Annotated in this window: 17 protein-coding genes, 1 rRNA gene and 1 pseudogene; 8 read left to right on the top strand and 11 right to left on the bottom strand. The window is 70.0% G+C overall.

What is annotated here, in order from left to right; all coding sequences use genetic code 11:
- Nucleotides 1-64 precede the first annotated feature (64 nt).
- Nucleotides 65-667: a superoxide dismutase gene (locus QP119_RS03135; RefSeq protein ID WP_284773628.1), complete on the top strand. Its 603-nt coding sequence runs from the start codon at nt 65-67 to the stop codon at nt 665-667.
- A 193-nt stretch (nt 668-860) separates the two neighbouring features.
- Nucleotides 861-2630, top strand: a complete 1770-nt coding sequence (locus tag QP119_RS03130; protein WP_284773627.1) for a cupredoxin domain-containing protein — start codon at nt 861-863, stop codon at nt 2628-2630.
- 46 nt (nt 2631-2676) lie between these two features.
- On the opposite strand, the gene QP119_RS03125 is transcribed toward QP119_RS03130, so the two are convergent.
- Both QP119_RS03125 and QP119_RS03120 read right to left on the bottom strand, forming a co-directional pair.
- Nucleotides 2677-3453 (bottom strand): LURP-one-related/scramblase family protein, encoded by a 777-nt coding sequence (locus QP119_RS03125; protein ID WP_284773626.1) that lies wholly within the window; start codon nt 3451-3453, stop codon nt 2677-2679.
- A gap of 8 nt (nt 3454-3461) precedes the next feature.
- Entirely contained in the window at nt 3462-4400 is a 939-nt protein-coding gene (locus tag QP119_RS03120) for a LysR family transcriptional regulator (RefSeq protein WP_284773625.1), read from the bottom strand.
- A 75-nt stretch (nt 4401-4475) separates the two neighbouring features.
- Between QP119_RS03120 and QP119_RS03115 the strand changes: the two genes are divergently transcribed.
- The 3 genes from QP119_RS03115 to QP119_RS03105 all read left to right on the top strand — a co-directional run bounded on the left by QP119_RS03115 (nt 4476) and on the right by QP119_RS03105 (nt 7159).
- Nucleotides 4476-5768, top strand: a complete 1293-nt coding sequence (locus tag QP119_RS03115) for an MFS transporter (RefSeq protein ID WP_284773624.1) — start codon at nt 4476-4478, stop codon at nt 5766-5768.
- A 171-nt stretch (nt 5769-5939) separates the two neighbouring features.
- Nucleotides 5940-6569, top strand: coding sequence for a DUF6474 family protein (locus tag QP119_RS03110; protein WP_284773623.1), 630 nt, complete (start codon nt 5940-5942; stop codon nt 6567-6569).
- Between the two features lie 239 nt (nt 6570-6808).
- Nucleotides 6809-7159, top strand: coding sequence for an Lsr2 family protein (locus tag QP119_RS03105; protein WP_336620400.1), 351 nt, complete (start codon nt 6809-6811; stop codon nt 7157-7159).
- A 195-nt stretch (nt 7160-7354) separates the two neighbouring features.
- On the opposite strand, the gene QP119_RS03100 is transcribed toward QP119_RS03105, so the two are convergent.
- Nucleotides 7355-7993, bottom strand: coding sequence for a LuxR C-terminal-related transcriptional regulator (locus QP119_RS03100; RefSeq protein ID WP_075664690.1), 639 nt, complete (start codon nt 7991-7993; stop codon nt 7355-7357).
- A 158-nt stretch (nt 7994-8151) separates the two neighbouring features.
- Nucleotides 8152-9438, bottom strand: coding sequence for a sensor histidine kinase (locus QP119_RS03095; RefSeq protein WP_284773621.1), 1287 nt, complete (start codon nt 9436-9438; stop codon nt 8152-8154).
- Between QP119_RS03095 and QP119_RS03090 the strand changes: the two genes are divergently transcribed.
- Nucleotides 9437-10075 (top strand): DUF2020 domain-containing protein, encoded by a 639-nt coding sequence (locus QP119_RS03090; protein WP_284773620.1) that lies wholly within the window; start codon nt 9437-9439, stop codon nt 10073-10075. The genes QP119_RS03095 and QP119_RS03090 overlap by 2 nt on opposite strands.
- A 10-nt stretch (nt 10076-10085) precedes the next feature.
- Here the strand turns inward: QP119_RS03090 and QP119_RS03085 are convergent, their stop codons facing one another.
- Both QP119_RS03085 and QP119_RS03080 read right to left on the bottom strand, forming a co-directional pair.
- Nucleotides 10086-10241: a hypothetical protein gene (locus QP119_RS03085; protein ID WP_284773619.1), complete on the bottom strand. Its 156-nt coding sequence runs from the start codon at nt 10239-10241 to the stop codon at nt 10086-10088.
- Nucleotides 10242-10245: 4 nt separating this feature from the next.
- A pseudogene (locus tag QP119_RS03080) lies at nt 10246-11151 on the bottom strand (class E sortase).
- A 70-nt stretch (nt 11152-11221) separates the two neighbouring features.
- Here QP119_RS03080 and yidC point away from each other — a divergent pair.
- A complete protein-coding gene (gene yidC, locus QP119_RS03075) occupies nt 11222-12649 on the top strand; it encodes a membrane protein insertase YidC (RefSeq protein ID WP_284773618.1) in 1428 nt (475 codons plus the stop codon).
- Nucleotides 12650-12694: 45 nt separating this feature from the next.
- Here the strand turns inward: yidC and QP119_RS03070 are convergent, their stop codons facing one another.
- The 4 genes from QP119_RS03070 to QP119_RS03055 form a co-directional block, all read right to left on the bottom strand.
- Nucleotides 12695-13348: a TetR/AcrR family transcriptional regulator gene (locus QP119_RS03070; RefSeq protein WP_284773617.1), complete on the bottom strand. Its 654-nt coding sequence runs from the start codon at nt 13346-13348 to the stop codon at nt 12695-12697.
- A 283-nt stretch (nt 13349-13631) separates the two neighbouring features.
- Entirely contained in the window at nt 13632-13892 is a 261-nt protein-coding gene (locus QP119_RS03065) for a GlsB/YeaQ/YmgE family stress response membrane protein (protein WP_284773616.1), read from the bottom strand.
- Between the two features lie 150 nt (nt 13893-14042).
- Complete coding sequence (locus QP119_RS03060) at nt 14043-14939, bottom strand: universal stress protein (RefSeq protein WP_284773615.1); 897 nt, start codon at nt 14937-14939, stop codon at nt 14043-14045.
- A 181-nt stretch (nt 14940-15120) separates the two neighbouring features.
- On the bottom strand, nt 15121-15267 hold the full coding sequence (locus tag QP119_RS03055) for a hypothetical protein (protein ID WP_284773614.1): 147 nt from the start codon (nt 15265-15267) through the stop codon (nt 15121-15123).
- Nucleotides 15268-15406: 139 nt separating this feature from the next.
- Here QP119_RS03055 and QP119_RS03050 point away from each other — a divergent pair, with 139 nt between their 5' ends.
- Complete coding sequence (locus tag QP119_RS03050; protein WP_284773613.1) at nt 15407-16399, top strand: pseudouridine synthase; 993 nt, start codon at nt 15407-15409, stop codon at nt 16397-16399.
- 150 nt (nt 16400-16549) lie between these two features.
- Here the strand turns inward: QP119_RS03050 and rrf are convergent.
- Nucleotides 16550-16666, bottom strand: a 5S ribosomal RNA gene (rrf, locus tag QP119_RS03045).
- Nucleotides 16667-16840: the final 174 nt, after the last annotated feature.

Genomic DNA, 16840 nt, shown 5'->3' with positions numbered 1-16840 from the left:
CGGACGTCACCGACGTCACGGCCGCGCCCCAGACAAAAGCAACCACGAAAGGACCGGTTAACCCATGGCTGTCTACGAGCTCCCCGATCTCCCCTACGACTACGACGCCCTCGAGCCGCACATCTCCGGCGAAATCATGCAGCTGCACCACGACAAGCACCACAAGACCTACGTCGACGGTGCCAACGCTGCGCTCGAGGCCCTGGAGAAGGCCCGCGAGGACGGCACGGACCAGAACACCGTGCGCGCCCTGTCCAAGAACCTGGCCTTCAACCTGGGCGGCCACACCAACCACTCCATCTTCTGGAAGAACCTGTCCCCGAACGGCGGCGGCGAGCCGACCGGCGAGCTGGCCGAGGCCATCAACCGCGACTTCGGCTCCTTCGAGAAGTTCAAGGACCACTTCTCCAACGCCGCGCTGTCCCTGCAGGGCTCCGGCTGGGCCGTCCTGGGCTACGACCACATCGGTGAGCGTCTCGTCATCGAGCAGATGACCGACCAGCAGGGCAACCTGTCGATCAACCTCACCCCGCTGCTCCTCCTCGACATGTGGGAGCACGCCTTCTACCTGCAGTACAAGAACGTCAAGGCCGACTACGTCAAGGCCGTCTGGAACGTCTTCAACTGGGACGACGTCGCCGAGCGCTACGCCGCGGCCACCAAGTAAGGCAGGCATTTAGGGCCTGATTCTTCAGGCCGCCCCGGAAACGGGACACGACCCCGCCGCGCACCACCGGGTGCGCCGGCGGGGTCTCGCTTTTTGTGGCGAGGTTGGCCGGGTGGCGGGGAGCCGGCGGCCGGGGCGCCGGGAATATTTAGCACTGTTGGAAACGTGTTAAACCGCGTCTAGGCTGGACACCATGCACAGCACGCACCCGCCGAAGGCCGCCGCCGAGACCTCCCCCACCCCCGGAATCGACCGCCCCGGCCTGCGTCGGGCGGTGCTCGACCAGGTCGGCAGGCCCGCGGCCGTCTGGCTGGCGGTGCTGGTGGTCGCGGGACTGGGCCACCCCTTCCTACCCGGCTACCGGTGGGTGCTCATTCACGCCTTCACCCTCGGCGTGCTGGGCAACTCGCTGCTGCTGTGGAGCGAGCGGCTCTCGGTGCGCTTCCTGCCCCGGCCCCGCCGCGGCGAGCGCACCGGCGGGCGGGAGCCCGGCGCGCCCCGGGCACGCACGGAGGCGACCCCGCGGCGGCGTGCCGCGCTGTTCAACCTCGGTGCAGCGGCCATGCTCGCCGCCGACCTCGCCGCCGAGGCCTGGGCGGAATCCTGGTCGCTGACCGTCTGCGGGGCGGGGCTGATCGCCGTGGCCGCCGTGGTCCAGGCCCTGGTCATCGCCGGGCGCCTGCGGCAGGCCCGCCGCTGCGGCAGGTCCCCGCGCACCGCCCCGGCGGTGGCAGGCTACGTGACCTCCTGGCTGCTGATGGCCTGCGGGGCCGCGGTGGGCGCGTTCATGTCCGCCGGACCCGACGGCCTGGTCAACCGGCTGCGCCCGGCGCACGTGTGCCTGATGGTCCTCGGCTTCGTGGGGCTGGCCGCCGCGGCCAGTCTGATCGTGCTCTTCCCGGCGCTGTGGCGGGTCAACAGGCTGCTGCGTCGCCCGTACCTGCTGCTCGGCGGGGTGACCGCCGGCTCGCTGCTGGCCGCGGTCGGGTTCGCGGCCGATCTCGCGCCGGTGGCGTGCGCGGGCCTGGTGCTCTACGCCGCCGGCTGGCTGGCGGGGCTCTCCGGCTGGCTGCCGGTCGCCCTGCGCGCGGGAAAGGCGAGCTACCCCTCGCTCTCGGCGACCTGTGCGGTGGTCTGGCTGGTGGTCATCGTGGCCTGGTACACCGTCGCGGTGGTCCGGGCCGGGGATGCGGCCGGGCCCGCCGCGCCGACCACCGCGCTGCTGGTGGCCTTCGGCGCGCAGCTGCTCTTCGGCACGCTCAGCCACCTGGTCCCCGTGGGGCTTCGCCACCGCGCCCCGGCGGGCACGGCCGTGGCCTCGGGCGGCGCGGTTTTCCGCGTCGTGTTGTTCAACCTCTCGTTCGCGGTGTGGCAGCTCGCCGAGAACTCCTGGCTGAAGGTGCTCGCCTCCTTCATCTGCGTCGGCGTGCTGGTCGCGGTGCCGGTGCTGCTGGTGCGCGCGGCGCGCGTGCAGCTCGCCGGGGAGGGCGCGGGGGACGGGGCCGGAGGTTCCGGCGACCGTGCCGACGGCGACTCCGGGACGTCCGGGGCCGCGGGCCAGGCCGGGCTGGCGGTGGCGCTCATCGCGCTGCTCATCGCCTGCTTCGGCGGGCTGAGCGGGGCTGCGGGCGCCGCCGGTCCGGGCGGCTCGGGCGGCTCGGGAGGGGCGTCGGCGCCCGCCGGTGACGCGGACGCGGTGCGGGTGGAGGTCACGGCCGGCGACATGGTCTTCTCCCCCGACATCGTGGAGGTCCCCGCAGGCTCCCACGTGATCCTCGAGCTGGTCAACGAGGACTCCACCGCCCACGACCTGGCCATGGCCAACGGGGCGCGCTCGGGCAGGCTGACCCCGGGCGAGTCGACGGAGGTCGACCTCGGCGTCGTGGAGGGCACGCTCGAGGGCTGGTGCACCATCGCCGGGCACCGCACCCGCGGCATGACGCTGACGGTGCGCGCCGTTTGAGCCGGCGTTCAGCCGTGGGCCGGTGCGCGCCGGCCCGGCAGCCGGTTCAGTTGTCGGCCTTGGCGCGGATGAGGTCGAGCACGACGACCCCGCCGATGACCGCGGCGCGCAACCAGGCCGGCAGCGCCGGGTCGATGTCGAGCCGGTAGCGCGAGTGGCCCAGGAAGGCGCGGCCCACGCCCGCCCACTCCCGGGTCACGCGCGCGGCCTGGCGCCCGTCGATCTCGAAGTTGAACTCGAAGCCGAGCACGTTGCCGGTCAGCTCCATGCTGTGCCCGCCGGCCAGCTCCATGCCGACGCGCGTGCGCAGGAAGCTCAGCTTGGTCTTGAGCTGGGCGAGCTCGTTGCCGTTGGGGTCGGCGAGGGTGAAGCGGTCGAAGCCGAACGAGATGACGTCGTCGACGAGCACGACCGGGGTGCCGTCCAGCTCGGAGACGGTCAGCTTGCGCGAGCCGAGGAAGGCGCGCGACAGCCCGGAGCCGCCGGTGATGATCTGGCCCACCGGGGTTCCCACGAGGTCCGTGACCTCGAAGTTGTTGCTCATGAACCCGGTGACCTGCTGGAACATCAGCGCGTTCTGCTCGAGCAGGCCGCCGCCGGGCCCGGGCTGACCCTGCAGCCCGGGCTGGTCGTGCGGGCTGTACTGCCCCTGGCCGTACTGGCCCGGCTGACCGGGGTCACCGTGCCGCTCCTGCCCGTACTGGTCCTGCGGCCCAGGCCGGCCCGGACCGTACTGCCCCGGATCACCCTGGTCGGCCTGCTCCCACCGGTTGCCCTCCTCCCAGCGGTTGCCGTCGGATCCGTTCGGTGTGCCCTGTGTCATGCGTCCGATCATCCCGCACCCGGGGCGTCGTCGCCAGCGGTGCCGACGACGAATCTGCGGAACTGGTCCACCGGCGGGGCGGGCCGGGTCTCGCGGCGCCACACCACGCCCAGATCGCGGTAGGCGGGCGGGTCCAGCGGGCGCAGCACCAGCCCGGTCGGCGCGAGGTAGGGGTCATCCATGGGCAGAAGGGCCACTCCGAGCCCCGCCGAGACCAGCCCGGTCACCGTGGTCAGCTCCATCGACTCGAAGACGAAGCGCGGCCGGAAGCCCGCCTGGGCTGCCAGCCGGTCGAGCAGGATGCGGGTGCCGTAGCCGGGCAGCATGCCGATGAACGGCTCCTCGGCGACCTCGCCCAGGGCCAGCGGGCGGCCCGCGGCACCGACGGCCAGCCGGTGCTCCTGCGGCAGCGCGAGGGCCAGGCGCTGGGCGCGCAGCGGGTGCCAGCGCAGCCGGTCGCGCAGCTCGGGGGCGGGTGCGGGTCCCACGAGCGCGACGTCGGCCGCCCCGCTGAGCACCCGGTCGACCAGGTGGCGCGCCGCGCCCTGGTGCAGCGCGATCTCGACGTTCGGGTGCGCCAGGCGGTAGCTGCGCAGCAGCCGCGGCACCAGCCAGGTGCCCAGGGAGTGCATGAAGTCCAGGCGCACGGTGCCGCGCTCGGGGTCCATCAGGCGGCGCACCAGGGCGGTGCCGCGCTCGATCTCGTGGCCGGCCCGGCGCGCGTGGTCGAGGAAGGCCTGCCCGCGCGCGTTGAGCGCGATGCGCCGGCCGTCGCGGTCGAAGAGTTCGGCGCCGACGTGCTCCTCGACGCGCCTGATCCGACGCGACAGCGTCGGCTGGGACACGCCCAACTGGGCGGCGACGTCCGTCAGCGACGCACGCTCGGCCACCGCGGCGTCGGCAAGCGCGAGGAACCCGGAGAGGTCGGTGAGCGTCACCTCGGACATGTCATTCACTTCCTGCATGGGTTAGCGCTGTTTCTGACATTTTACTCATGGGCGCGTGCCGGGCATGATGCTGCCATGGCCGCATCCAGGGACGAGCACGCACCGATTTCCGACGCCGCGCGCGACGCGGCGTCCCCGGCCACGCCCGAGGCGGGCGCGGACGTCGGCGACGGTGGCCTGCGCCACGGCACGACGGGCTACCGGCGCGCGACGCTGGCGATGCTGTGCGCGGGGCTGGCGACCTTCAACGCGCTGTACTCCACGCAGGCGATCCTGCCGACCTTCGTCAGCGAGCTGGGCATCGATGCCTCCACCGCCGCGCTGCTGGTCTCGGCGGCCACGGGCATGCTCGCCGTGTGCATCGTGCCGGCCTCGATCCTCTCCGAGCGCCTCGGGCGCGGGCCGGTGCTGATCACCTCGGCGGTACTGGCCTCGCTGCTCGGCCTGCTCATCCCCGCCTTCACGGACCCCGCGGTGCTCATCGCGCTGCGCGGCCTGCAGGGGGCGGTCATCGCCGGCGTGCCCGCGGTGGCGATGACCTGGCTGAGCGAGGAGATCGACGGCCGCGACCTGCCGCGGGCGATGGGCCTGTACATCGCCGGCAACACGGTCGGCGGGCTGACGGGGCGTCTGATCCCGGCCGGGGTGCTGGAGTTCTCCACGTGGCGCTGGGCGATGCTCACCGCCGCGCTGTGGGCCGTGGTCATGGCCGCGGCACTGTGGGCGCTGCTGCCCAAGCAGCGGTTCTTCCGGCCCAAGGAGATCCACGCGCGCTCCGAGCTGCGCGCGATGGTCGGCCACTGGTCCAACCCGCGTCTGGCGCTGCTGTTCCTGACCGCCTTCACGGGCATGGGCACGTTCGTCTCCCTGTACAACTTCATGGGGTTCCGCATGATCGACCGCTTCGGGCTCTCCGAGGCGCTCGTCGGCGCGGTGTTCCTGATGTATTTGTCGGGCACCTGGTCCTCGGCGCGCGCCGGCAACTACGCCTCACGCTTCGGCAAGGGCCCCGTCATGGCCGTCAGCGCGGCCTCCATGGTCGCGGGCGTCCTGCTCAGCGCGCTGCCGTGGCTGGCGGCGACGATCGCGGGCCTCTTCGTGTTCACCGCCGGGTTCTTCGCCATGCACTCGATCGCCTCGAGCTGGGTCGGAGCGATCGCCACCGAGAACCGCGCCGAGGCCTCGAGCATGTACCTGTTCTGCTACTACGTCGGCTCCTCGGTGATCGGCTGGGTCAGCGGCTTCATCTTCCTGAGCTTCGGCTGGTCCGGCCTGATCGCCTGGCTGACCCTGGGCTCGCTGCTGGTCACCACCGTGGCCGTGGTGCTGCTGCTCTGGCAGCGGCGGCACCCCGCCGAGGCGGCCTGACGGTACTCCCCCACCCGCCGCGGTCGCGGCAGCGTGCGAGTCATGCCCCGGACCGCGTGGATCCCCGGGTCGCGGTCGGAGACGGCGGGTAAGGTTGGGACGGAAACACCGCCCCGGCCCCTTTTTGACCCCGGGAAATTGACGCCGACTACCCGAAGGACTTCGTTCACCATGGGCATTCTCTCCTCCCTGCACAAGAGCCGCGTGCGCGCCACCGCCGAGATCAAGGCCGCCAAGAAGCGCGCGGCCAGTGAGGTCAAGGCCCGGCACAAGGCCGCCGAGCGCCGGGAGAAGCTCCTGGCCCGCCAGGAGAAGCAGCTGATCAAGGCCGAGCAGAAGGGGCTCAAGGCCCGGCGCAAGCACGAGAAGAAGATGGCGGAGAACCAGCTGGCCCAGATTAAGGCCGGCCGCTTCAGCAAGGACAAGGTCAAGCGCTGGGCCGGCGCCGCCCGCCTGCTGACCCCGCTGCTCATCCCGGTCGTCTACCGCGCCGTCACCGCCGGCCGCGAGCAGCTCGAGGCCCGCCGGGCGCGTCGCTACGGCGTCACCTCCGAGCAGCTGGCGCAGTTCTCCGGCTACGGCGCCTCGCTGAAGGCGCGCATCCAGGGCGTGCGCAACTCCGTCAAGGACGCCCCGCTGAAGTCCGGCTTCCGCGAGGACGTCAACAACCGCCTCGACGAGCTGGCCACCGCCGTGGACAACGCCGAGTACATGACGCCGGAGCAGCGCCGCCGCGCCCACGACGCCATCGGCCGCGACCTCGAGTCGCTGACCGACCAGGTGCACGCGAAGCTGGCCTGATTCACGCCCGCACCGCGAAGACGGCGCCCGCGTTCTGTTACGCAGAATGTCCCCTGTGACGGCCGGGGCGGGATTTTCCGCCCCGGCCTTTTTGTGATGCAATACCGCCTATTTCAAATTCCGGTGTATTGCCGAATGCCCACCAAACGTGCAAAATAAAAAACGATAGCGGAATTGGCGTTCCGGTCCTTACCCGTGGCCGATTCCGGAACATCCACGAAGACAATGGATTTATTGAGGTGAACCAATTGGCACGCAAGGAAGTCGTCCAGTACTTTGACGATCTCGATGACACTCCGTTGGACGAGAACACGATGAAAGTGATCCGTTTCAGCGTCAACGGCAATCACTACACCCTGGACCTCTCCCCTGAGCACGCGGAGGAGTTCCACAAGGTCCTCGAGCCCTACATCGAGAAGGCCACCCCGGTGCGCGCCGGCTCCAACAGCTCGAGCCGCCGCCGCAGCGGTGCGGCCCGCGGCTCGAAGGCCCGCGAGATCCGCAAGTGGGCCCAGGAGCAGGGCAAGAACGTCGCCGACCGCGGCAAGATCCCCTCCGAGATCATCGAGGCCTACAACGCCGCGCACTAAAACCGCGCGCATTAGTTAGACCCCGGCGCCGCGCCACCCGGCCAGCGCCACAACCACGTGAAAGCCCCGGTGCCGTTCCCCGAAAATAGAGAACGGCACCGGGGCTTCCGCGGCCTCTGACCCGGGCCACTAACTCAGGCCCTCACGCCACGAACTCAGGCCACCAACTCAGCGGTGCATAACCGAAGACAGGACTTAAATGACACCCTGTTCGCGGGCCTCGGCCACCGCCGAGGTGCGCGAGCGCACGCCGAGTTTGTCGTAGATGTGCACCAGGTGCGATTTCACGGTCGCCTCGGAGAGCATGAGCTCCTGGCCGATCTCGCGGTTGGAGTAGCCGGCGGCCACCAGCTTGAGCACCTCGAGCTCGCGCGGGGTCAGCGAGGAGCGCGGGGTGCGCACACGCGTCATCAGGCGGTCGGCGACCACCGGCGAGAGCGCGGAGTCGCCGTCGGCCGCAGAGCGCACCGCGGCGATCAGCTCGGCGGGCGGGGCGTCCTTGAGCAGGTAGCCCACGGCACCGGCCTCGATAGCGCCGAGGATGTCGGCGTCGGTGTCGTAGTTGGTCACCACGAGCACCTTCGGCGGGTGGCTCATCCGGGCCTTGATCTCGCGGGTGGCCTCGGCGCCGGTGGTCAGCTTGGTGCCCTCCACGCCGGCGCCGAAGCGCAGGTCCATCAGGATCACGTCGATGCCGCCGGCCTGGGCGGCGGAGATGGCCGCGTCGGCGGTGGCGACCTCCCCGATGACCTCGATGTCCTCCGCTCCGTCCAGGATGGCGCGCAGGCCCATCCGGACGATCTCGTGGTCATCGGCCAACAGCACTCGGATCACGCTTCGCGCCACGGCATCTCCTCACCTGTGTGATCGTCTGGGGCGGCCGGCCAGGCCGCACCCCGCGCCCGGGATCATTCCGGGCACGGGGGTACTTCTTTGGTTGAGTTTAGACACCCACCTTCAGTAGGCCAACCCCCGACCGGGGGAAGCCGGCGTCAGCCGCGCGCCCCGGCGCCGCCCGGCGCGCCGCCCGCCGCACCACCGGCGGCACCGTCGCCGGCGCCCGGCTCCTCCCCCTCGGCGACGGGCACGGACACCGAGATGGCGGTGCCGCTGCCCGGGCTGGACTCGACGGTCAGCGTCCCGCCGACCTCGGCGGCGCGCCGGCGCATGGCGTCGAGGCCCACATGCCCCAGTCCGGCCGGGCGCTCGGCGAGCGCCTCGGGGTCGAAGCCGTGGCCGTTGTCCACGACGTCGAGACGCGTCGCGTCGGGAAGGAAGCTCAGTGTGATGCGCGCGCGCGTGGCCCCGGAGTGCTTGACCACGTTGCCCACCGCGCCCTGGGCGACGCGCAGCAGCATCGCCTCGGCCTTCATCGGCAGCACGGCCGGATCGCCCTCGACGTCGACGTCGATGTCGATCTCGCCGCTGGCGCCGAAGCTGCGCGCCACCCGGCGCAGCGCGTCCTCGAGCGAGCCCTCCGAGAGGCTGGCCGGCTGCAGCGCGGCGATCATCGCGCGCGCCTCGGCGAGGTTGTCCTGGGCGCTCTGGCGCGCCTGGTCGATGCGCATGCGCACCGGCGCCTGGGCCTCCTCGTCGAGCCCGGTGGCCGCCAGGTCGCGCTCGGCGGCGTGCAGCAGCATCTGGATGCTGGACAGGCCCTGGGCGACGGTGTCGTGGATCTCGTGGGCGATGCGCTCGCGCTCGGCGACGATGCCGGCGGCGTGCTGGGTCTCGGCGAGCTCGTTGCGGGTGGCCATCAGCTCCTCGATCAGCTCGCTGCGCTCCCGCGAAACCTGCCACAGCTTCCGGTAGGCGACGTGGATGGCCACGACCACCAGCGCCGAGATGGCCGGGCCCACCACGCCGCCGAGGGTCAGCCCGTCGGGGATCTGGATCAGGATCGACATCAGGGTCGCGGCGACCACGGCGGCCACGCCGCGCCAGTCGTTGAAGACGGCCAGGTAGACGAAGAAGAGGCTCAGGATCAAATAGATCGAGACGTCGTTGACCGGCAGCATCAGCAGCCACACCACGCTCAGCGCGGTCACCCAGGCCCACTGGGCGAGCGCCGGCCAACGCGGCCAGTCGACGGTGCCGGAGAAGTAGACGAAGGTGAACGCTCCGCACAGCAGCAGGTTGAGCAGCGCGAGGTTGACCGGCATCTCGATGCTGGCGACCACCGAGAGGATCAGCACCACCGAGGTGAGGATGTACTGGCCGTTGCGCAGCCCCTCGCCCCCGGCAGCCTCGGGAGCGCGCCGCTCTAAGCTGGTGCTCATGCTCCGTAGCCTACCCAGGCGCCTGCCGCGCCTTTCCGCGTGCGTCGCACTCGGCGCCGTCGTCGCCCTCACCGCCTGCTCCGCGCAGGGCGGGCAAGAGATTGACGACGCCGCGCCCACCACCGCCGCGACCGACGTCGCCGTGGGCTCCGAGGGCGGCGCGGACGCCGCCGGCGCAGCGGCGCCGGACGGGCTGCCAGTGGCGGCGGACCCCGAGGTGCCCGACGGGCGCGACAACGGTGCCGCGTGCCCCTACCTCGACTCCGAGTGGGTGGCGCGCACCAACGGCCAAAAGGGCACCGGGCAGGGCATCGACGAGCGGTCCACCACCCCGGCCTGCGTGTTCTGGTCCTACGGAGAGGACCCGCAGCTGCAGGTCAGCGTGCGGCACATGGCCTCGCCGGAGGAGGCGACGGCCGTGGTCGACCGCGCCGCGCCGATCGAGAAGACGAACCCGGCCGAGGAGATCGACGGCTGGTCGGGCGGGCGCACCGGCGGTGAGCTCGTCGAGGCGCCGTGGGGTGCGCTCTACGCGGTGACCAAGGGGCCGACGGCCGTGGTCGTCTTCAGCGACCAGGCGCAGTCGGTCAAGGCCGAGGCGGTCGCCCGCGAGGTCATCGCCAACCTCGGGCTCTAGCCTCCGCGGTTCAGGAGACCGCGACGTCCTGGTAGGGCATCAGCGTGGAGCCCCACGGGAAGACGACCTCCATGAGCAGGAAGAACAGGCCGACCAGGATCGCCAGGGCCACCAGCGCCTTGATCGCCCTCGGGCCGGGGATGCGCTGCCACAGGTAGAGGATCATCGGTTCACTCACCTCCCTCGGGTGCGGTCTCGGCGGCCTCGTCGGGTGCCAGCTCGACGGGCTCCTCCGGTGCGGGCTCGGCCGCCGCGCCCGAGTCCCCCTCGGCCGCCGCGGGCTGCGGGGCGCCCGGCTTGGTCTCCACACCGGTGAGCATCCCGTGGATGATCATGCGCTCGGCGTTGGAGAACTGCGGGTGGCACGTCGTCAGCGTGATCAGCGACTCCAGGCCGTCGCGCTCGACGGCGCCCGCGACGCCGGGCAGCGGCTCGAGCACCGAGGTGTCGGAGGGCGTGGTGATCTGGCGGCCGAAGATCCCCGCGTAGTCGCCGGCGGCGACCCGGTCAACCTGCCCGGGCGCCAGGCACGCCTCCGCCGCGGCCCGGCGCCCCTCGGGGTCGGCGTCCATGGGCAGCACCCGGTAGGTGAAGACGGCCTCGCGGGTCTCGACGACGAGCTCGTCGCTGATCTCCAGGCGGCCCAGGTCGTTGAAGGGCGCGCCCTTGCCCACCCGGTGTCCGGCGACGGCGAAGTTGCCCGGCTCGCCCGGCATCTGGGTGCTCGGGTAGCGGCCGGGGCCGGCCTTGAGCGCGGCGTCGTCGGTGCCCTCGACCACGGCGAAGCGGAAGTCGGAGCCGAAGGCGGGCACGGTCAGTCAGGCGAAGGCGTCGCCGGCCTCGGGCTGGATCACCCGCCGCGGGTTGTCGCGGGCGGCCACCCAGGCGTCGTCGAGGTGGGTGCCCTTGTCGTCCTGCAGGCGGCCGGACTCGAGGTTGGTCCAGAAGGACTCGTAGAAGGCGAAGAGCAGACACAGCGCACCGACGATGACGAGCAGCTCGCCGCGGACCTGCCGCACGCTCAACCTGGGGCGCTCCCGTGTCGCCTCCGGGGAGTTGTGGCGGCCACGTATCATAGGTGAATTGTACTCCACCGCCGCTCAGGGCAACCGCCCCGACTCTCGGGCCTGAAGGGAGGTCCCCCGCGTGCTCGACGCGTTCGCGTACCCGGTCTCCGGGATCATGAAGCTGTGGCATCTGCTGCTGCACTCGGTCCTCGGGCTCGACGGCTCGATCGCCTGGGTACTCTCCCTGGTCGGCCTGGTCATCACGGTGCGCGGGCTGATCACGCCGTTCTTCTGGTTCCAGTACAAGTCGGGCCGCACGATGGCGCTGATGATGCCGGAGCTGCGGCAGATCAACGAGGACCTCGGCGAGCGCACCGACCGCAGCGGCGCGGCCGAGCACCAGCGGCGCACCCGGGAGCTCTACGACCGCTACAACTACAAGCCGCTGGCCGGCTGCGTGCCGCCGCTGATCCAGATCCCGGCGTTCCTCGGCCTGTACCGCGTCATCGTGCGCATGGCCCGCCCGGAGGAGGGCATCGACGCCGAGCACTCCGGCATCGGGTTCCTCAACTCCGACGACGTCGCCTCCTTCCTGGAGACCACGGTGCGCGACGTGCCGCTGCCGGCCTACCGCACGATGGACCCGGCGCTGCTCTCCGAGCTCGGCACCACCAGCTCGGCGGTCGCCCACTTCGTGCTGCCGATCCTGGTGCTGGCCGTCTCGTTCACGACGTTGAACATGGGGCTATCGATCTTCCGCAACTTCGAGCAGTTCAACTGGGACTCGCGCTCGGCGATCGTGATGAACCGCTTCTTCATCGGCATGCTCATCCTGATGCCGCTGATGCTCTTCAACGCCGGCTGGAACGGGCCGCTGCCCGTGGCGATCGTGCTGTACTGGTTCGCCAACAACCTCTGGACGCTCAGCCAGCAGGCGATCATGTACTTCTTCCTGCAGACGCGCTACCCGATCACCGACGAGTTCCGCGCCTTCCGCAGGGAACGCCGCGGCGCGCACAAGGAGCGCAGCGCGGAGCGCCGGCGGACCAAGTGGCGCCGCCGCGGCAAGCGCGCACTGATGTTCGTCGCGCCGTGGAAGGCCCCGGCGCTGCACCGGGAGCTGCGCGCGGAGAAGAAGGCGCACAAGAAGGAGAAGGCCGAGCAGAAGGCCCTCAAGAAGGTCGCGGCCAAGGCGCGCGCCCAGGCCAAGGGCCGCGAGCGCAGCTTCATGCGCGCGCAGAAGCTGCAGGCCAAGAAGGGGCTGACGGCCGCCCGCCAGTGGGCCGGTCCCGAGAAGGACGCCACGCTGATCCCCTACGACAGCGAGAAGTTCCTCGCCATGCACGCGGCCGCGCTCGAGGCGGCGCGCAAGAAGCGCGAGGAGAAGGAGGCCCAGGCCAAGGCCGAGAACGACAAGGCCGAGGCAGAGGGCGCAAAGACCACCGGAGAAACGGAAGCGCCCGCCGAACCCGCGGCACCCGCGCAGAAGGGCGGCCGGCACCGCGTGAAGAAGAGCGCCCGGCGCACCGACCGCGCGCAGCGCGGGCGCCATCGCAGGCGCGGCTAGGGCGCGCCGACGCCGACCAGGACGGCGTCGGAAATTGAGCTCCGGCTAGATCGAGTAGTCGGCCGGGGGCGCGGAGAGCAGCTGGCGGGCCAGGTCGCGCGCAGTGCGCAGGGGTGCTACGTCGCGCAGCAGGCGGGCGCCGGCCAGGCCGCCGTCGAGGAAGATGAGCAGCTGGTTGGCCTGGGAGGCCGAGGGGTAGCCGTTCTTCTCGTCGAGAAGCGCGGTCAGCGTCTCCTGACACCAGCGGCGGTGCGCCATGACGGTGGCGACGATGAGCTTCTCGGAGTCCGTGTCGGGCCGCGGGTACTCGTTGGCGGCGTTCTGGAAGTGCGAGCCGCGGAAGTTCTCCTTCTCGCAGTCGTCGATGCACTGGTCGAAGAACGCGAGGATCTTGTCCTCCGGGTCCGTCATCTCCTTGGTGCGCTCGGCCCACGCCTCGCGCCAGTTCTTGTCGAGGTTCTCCAGGTACGCCACCACCAGCGCGTCCTTGGAACCGTAGAGCGAGTACAGCGACGCCTTGGCCACGTCGGCCTCGCGCAGGATGCGGTCGATGCCGATGACGCGGATGCCCTCGGTGGTGAACAGGTTGGTCGCGGAGGCCAACAGGCGCTCGCGTGGGCTCGGCCGCGAGCGGCGCCGGCCGGTCTTACGGCCCGTTCCCGTCGCCTTCTTCTTTTTCGTGGTGCTCGAGGTGGCCACCTGGCTGCTCGTCCTTTCGGGTGTGGTTTCCGTCGAATCCGTGCACCACCATACTAGACAAACCGGTACGTTCACTTCATTTGGTGGGGGCGGTCCACACCCGTGAGATTGACGACGTCGCGGGCTGCGGCCCCGGCGCGTCCGTGCGGCGGGGGTGGAAGTCGCGCGGGGCGCACGACCCGGGCGTCGCGCAGTCCGCACCGACCCCGCGCCACGAAAAACCCGCCGGGCTGGTGCCCGACGGGTTTCTGTCCCGAGGCGGAATGTAATTCCGCCGACGGTGCTACTTCTTCTTGGTGAAGAACTGGACGATCGACAGCAGGATGACCGCGCCCAGGAGGCAGGTCAGGAAGCTGAAGAACCAGCCCGCCGACTCGACGTCGAAGAAGAAGCCGAGCAGCCAGCCGCCGATGAGGCCGCCGACGACGCCGACGACGATGTTCAGCAGGAGGCCCTGCTGAGCGTCGGTGCCCTTGATCTTGGAGGCGATCCAGCCGGCGAGGCCACCGATGACGATCCAACCGATAATTCCGAGACCCAGCATGATGAGTATCCTTTGCTCTGAATTGTTTTATTACGTGTGCGATACATTGACCGCCCGCCCCAATGGTAAACGCCGCCGATCCCCGTTTCCAGGATCGACGGCGTTTGGCGCGATTAATTCATCGAACCGTTATACCGGCACGCTGAGCGCCTAGTGGGTGTCCGGGCGGACCACCATCATCGGGCAGGGCGCGGACTGCAGCAGGGCGCGCGAGGTGGAGCCGAGCAGCATACCCTTGAAGCCGCCGCGGCCGTGGGAGCCGACGACGAGCAGCTGGGCGCCCTCGGCGGCGTCGACCAGCGCGCGGATCGGGCGGTCGCGGGTGATCAGCTTCTTGACGTCGACCTTCGGGTACTTGGCCACGAGGTCGGCGAGGCGCTCGTCGAGGAGCTGCTGCTGCTCGCCCTCGATCTCCTCCCACTGCTGCTGGGCGGCCGAGAGGCCGGCCAGGGAGGCCTGGACCTGCATGTCCATCCAGGTGTGGACGGCCACGAGCTCGGCGCCGCGGGCCTCGGCCTCGGCGAAGGCGAATTCGGTGGCCTTCTGGGAGACCTCGGAGCCGTCCACGCCGACGACGACGGGGCCGTACTTGGTTGTCTCGTCGACGTTGTTGTCCTCACGGACGACCACGACCGGGCAGGAGGCGTGGGAGACGACAGCGGCGGAGACCGAACCCATCACCATGCCGGACAGGCCGCCGAGACCGCGGGAACCCATGACGATCATGGTCACGGACTTCGACATCTCGAGCAGCATGTCGATCGGGGAGCCCTCGGCGACGGTGTGGCCGATCTTGATGTCCGGGGCCGCCTGGTGGGCGATCTCGCGGGCCTCGTCGATCTTCTCCATGGTCTCGGCCTGGAGGTCGTCGAAGAGCTCCTGCGGCGGGACCATGCCCTCGGCGTAGAGGTACTGCGGCATCGTGTAGCTCGAGGCGAGGCGCAGCGGCACACCGCGCTTCATGGCGGTGTTCGCCGCCCAGCGGACCGCAACGTGCGAGGCCTTCGAGCCGTCGACGGCTACGACGATGATGTCTTCCTGAGGCATCTTGATCGACCTTTCTGTGAGTCGAATGGTTCTCGGTGTTGTCCCGGTCGCTCATCCGACGGAGACGACCGCGTCTCACACTTTCAGTCTACATTCCGGGGGTGACGGATGTTGTCGATGGCATTGCCCACACGGGGTAGCCCGAAGGAACCCCGTCACCACGGGGGATGCGGCCGGAGTCCTACTCCGGGATGACGACCTCGTGCGGGGCCTCGGAGTTCGCCGGGTAGAGGAACTCGTAGACGGCGGTCAGGAACCGGCCGATGACCTGGCCGAGGTCGGTGGAGAAGAACTCGACGATGGGGGTCAGAATTGCGTTAAGATCCATGCCGACAATGGTACTACACAGCGACGAACCTTATCCGGGCTCAACGGCCCGGGATCCGGCGACGCCGGGGAAGGACGGGCGTGCGACCCCCGGATCGACGCCCGCCTCCCTCCCCCGTCGCCGAAGGAGATCGGCGCCGTTGCCGCCGCGCGACGGGCTGACGGCGAGCCGGCTGCGCGTGCCCGAGGGCCGCACGGTGACCGCCTTCGAGCTGGTGAGTGCCGCGGTGCGCGGGCAGCGCCACCGCCACCCCCATGACGACGAGACGGCCGTGCGGGCGCGTTTCACTCGCGGCGAGGTGGTGCTTGCCGACGCCGCGCCGCTCGCCCCAGACAAGGAACTCACCGCGGGCACGGACGTGTGGTTCTACCGCATGCCCGCGCCCGAGGTACCCGTACCGGGCAAGCTGAAGGTCATCTACGCCGACGATGACGTCACGGTGGTGGACAAACCGCCGTTTCTGGCGACGATGCCGCGCGGCGCGTACGTGACCGAGACGCTGGTCGTGCGGCTCCGCCGGGCGACCGGCAACGAGGAGATCACGCCGGCGCACCGCCTGGACCGGGCGACCTCGGGTCTGGTGCTGTGCACCAACCACCGCGAGATCAGGGGCGCCTACCAGGGGCTCTTCGAGTCCGGACAGGTGTCCAAGACCTATGAGGCCGTGGCGCGCTTTGACGCGGGGCTTGCGGCACGACTGGGCGCCGGCCTGCCGGCCGCGCGCGAGGGCCCCGACGGTGGAATCGTGTTGTCCAGCCGCATCGAGAAGACCCGTGGGGTGCTGCAGGCCCGTGAGGTGCCCGGGGAGGTCAACGCCGTGACCGAACTGGAGTCGGTTGTCCCCTTCGCGGGAGACCACTCGATCGTCGACGGATCCTGTCGTCCCGAAACCTCCACCCGACCTCCTTGGGGCGTCTACCGCCTCCATCCGAGGACCGGAAAGACGCACCAGCTGCGGGTGCACATGAACTCCGCCGGCGTGCCGATCTGCAACGACCCGCTCTACCCCGAGATCCGCCCCGACGGCTGGGGCGAGTTCGACCGCCCGCTGATGCTGAAGTCGGTGGAGTTGTCGTTCACCGATCCCCTGAGCGGCAAGCCGCGGGTTTTCCGCACCGCAGGCTGGAATTAAAATCCGCCTCAAAAAACGAATGCGAAATAGCGCGCAATACCCCGGTTCACCATTGAAATCCAATCGGAGAAAATATGCGCATACGGAAAAGCACCCGTCACCGGTGATAACCGGCAACGGGTGCTTTCCTTATATGTTTTTGAGTTGTGGTGTCGGCGGTGACTTACTCTCCCACACCCTCCCGAGTGCAGTACCATCAGCGTAGGCGGGCTTAGCTTCCGGGTTCGGAATGGGACCGGGCGTTTCCCCACCACTATAACCACCGACACGACCAAAACCGGCGGGCCAAAATAACAGTGACCCGTGTGGCGTGTCAGATACCGGAGAGTGGGACGCGAACAACAACGAATCCTTCAGTTGTTGTGTTTGTGTTTGTTCGGCGGATTAGTACCGGTCACCTTACACACCTCACGATGCTTCCAGATCCGGCCTATCAACCCC

Origin of the sequence: Corynebacterium frankenforstense, from assembly GCF_030211955.1 — a bacterium.
Taxonomy (GTDB): domain Bacteria; phylum Actinomycetota; class Actinomycetes; order Mycobacteriales; family Mycobacteriaceae; genus Corynebacterium; species Corynebacterium frankenforstense_A.
The sequence above is the reverse complement of the archived record's forward strand: the minus strand, read 5'-3'. Positions and strand labels throughout refer to the sequence as shown.

Bases quoted from the DNA above. Each gene is read 5' to 3' on its own strand.
- QP119_RS03135 (WP_284773628.1), top strand. From the start codon at position 65: ATGGCTGTCTACGAGCTCCCCGATCTCCCCTACGACTACGACGCCCTC.
- QP119_RS03130 (WP_284773627.1), top strand. From the start codon at position 861: ATGCACAGCACGCACCCGCCGAAGGCCGCCGCCGAGACCTCCCCCACC.
- QP119_RS03125 (WP_284773626.1), bottom strand. From the start codon at position 3,453: ATGACACAGGGCACACCGAACGGATCCGACGGCAACCGCTGGGAGGAG.
- QP119_RS03120 (WP_284773625.1), bottom strand. From the start codon at position 4,400: ATGTCCGAGGTGACGCTCACCGACCTCTCCGGGTTCCTCGCGCTTGCC.
- QP119_RS03115 (WP_284773624.1), top strand. From the start codon at position 4,476: ATGGCCGCATCCAGGGACGAGCACGCACCGATTTCCGACGCCGCGCGC.
- QP119_RS03110 (WP_284773623.1), top strand. From the start codon at position 5,940: ATGGGCATTCTCTCCTCCCTGCACAAGAGCCGCGTGCGCGCCACCGCC.
- QP119_RS03090 (WP_284773620.1), top strand. From the start codon at position 9,437: ATGCTCCGTAGCCTACCCAGGCGCCTGCCGCGCCTTTCCGCGTGCGTC.
- QP119_RS03095 (WP_284773621.1), bottom strand. From the start codon at position 9,438: ATGAGCACCAGCTTAGAGCGGCGCGCTCCCGAGGCTGCCGGGGGCGAG.
- QP119_RS03085 (WP_284773619.1), bottom strand. From the start codon at position 10,241: ATGATCCTCTACCTGTGGCAGCGCATCCCCGGCCCGAGGGCGATCAAG.
- QP119_RS03065 (WP_284773616.1), bottom strand. From the start codon at position 13,892: ATGCTGGGTCTCGGAATTATCGGTTGGATCGTCATCGGTGGCCTCGCC.
- QP119_RS03060 (WP_284773615.1), bottom strand. From the start codon at position 14,939: ATGCCTCAGGAAGACATCATCGTCGTAGCCGTCGACGGCTCGAAGGCC.
- QP119_RS03055 (WP_284773614.1), bottom strand. From the start codon at position 15,267: ATGGATCTTAACGCAATTCTGACCCCCATCGTCGAGTTCTTCTCCACC.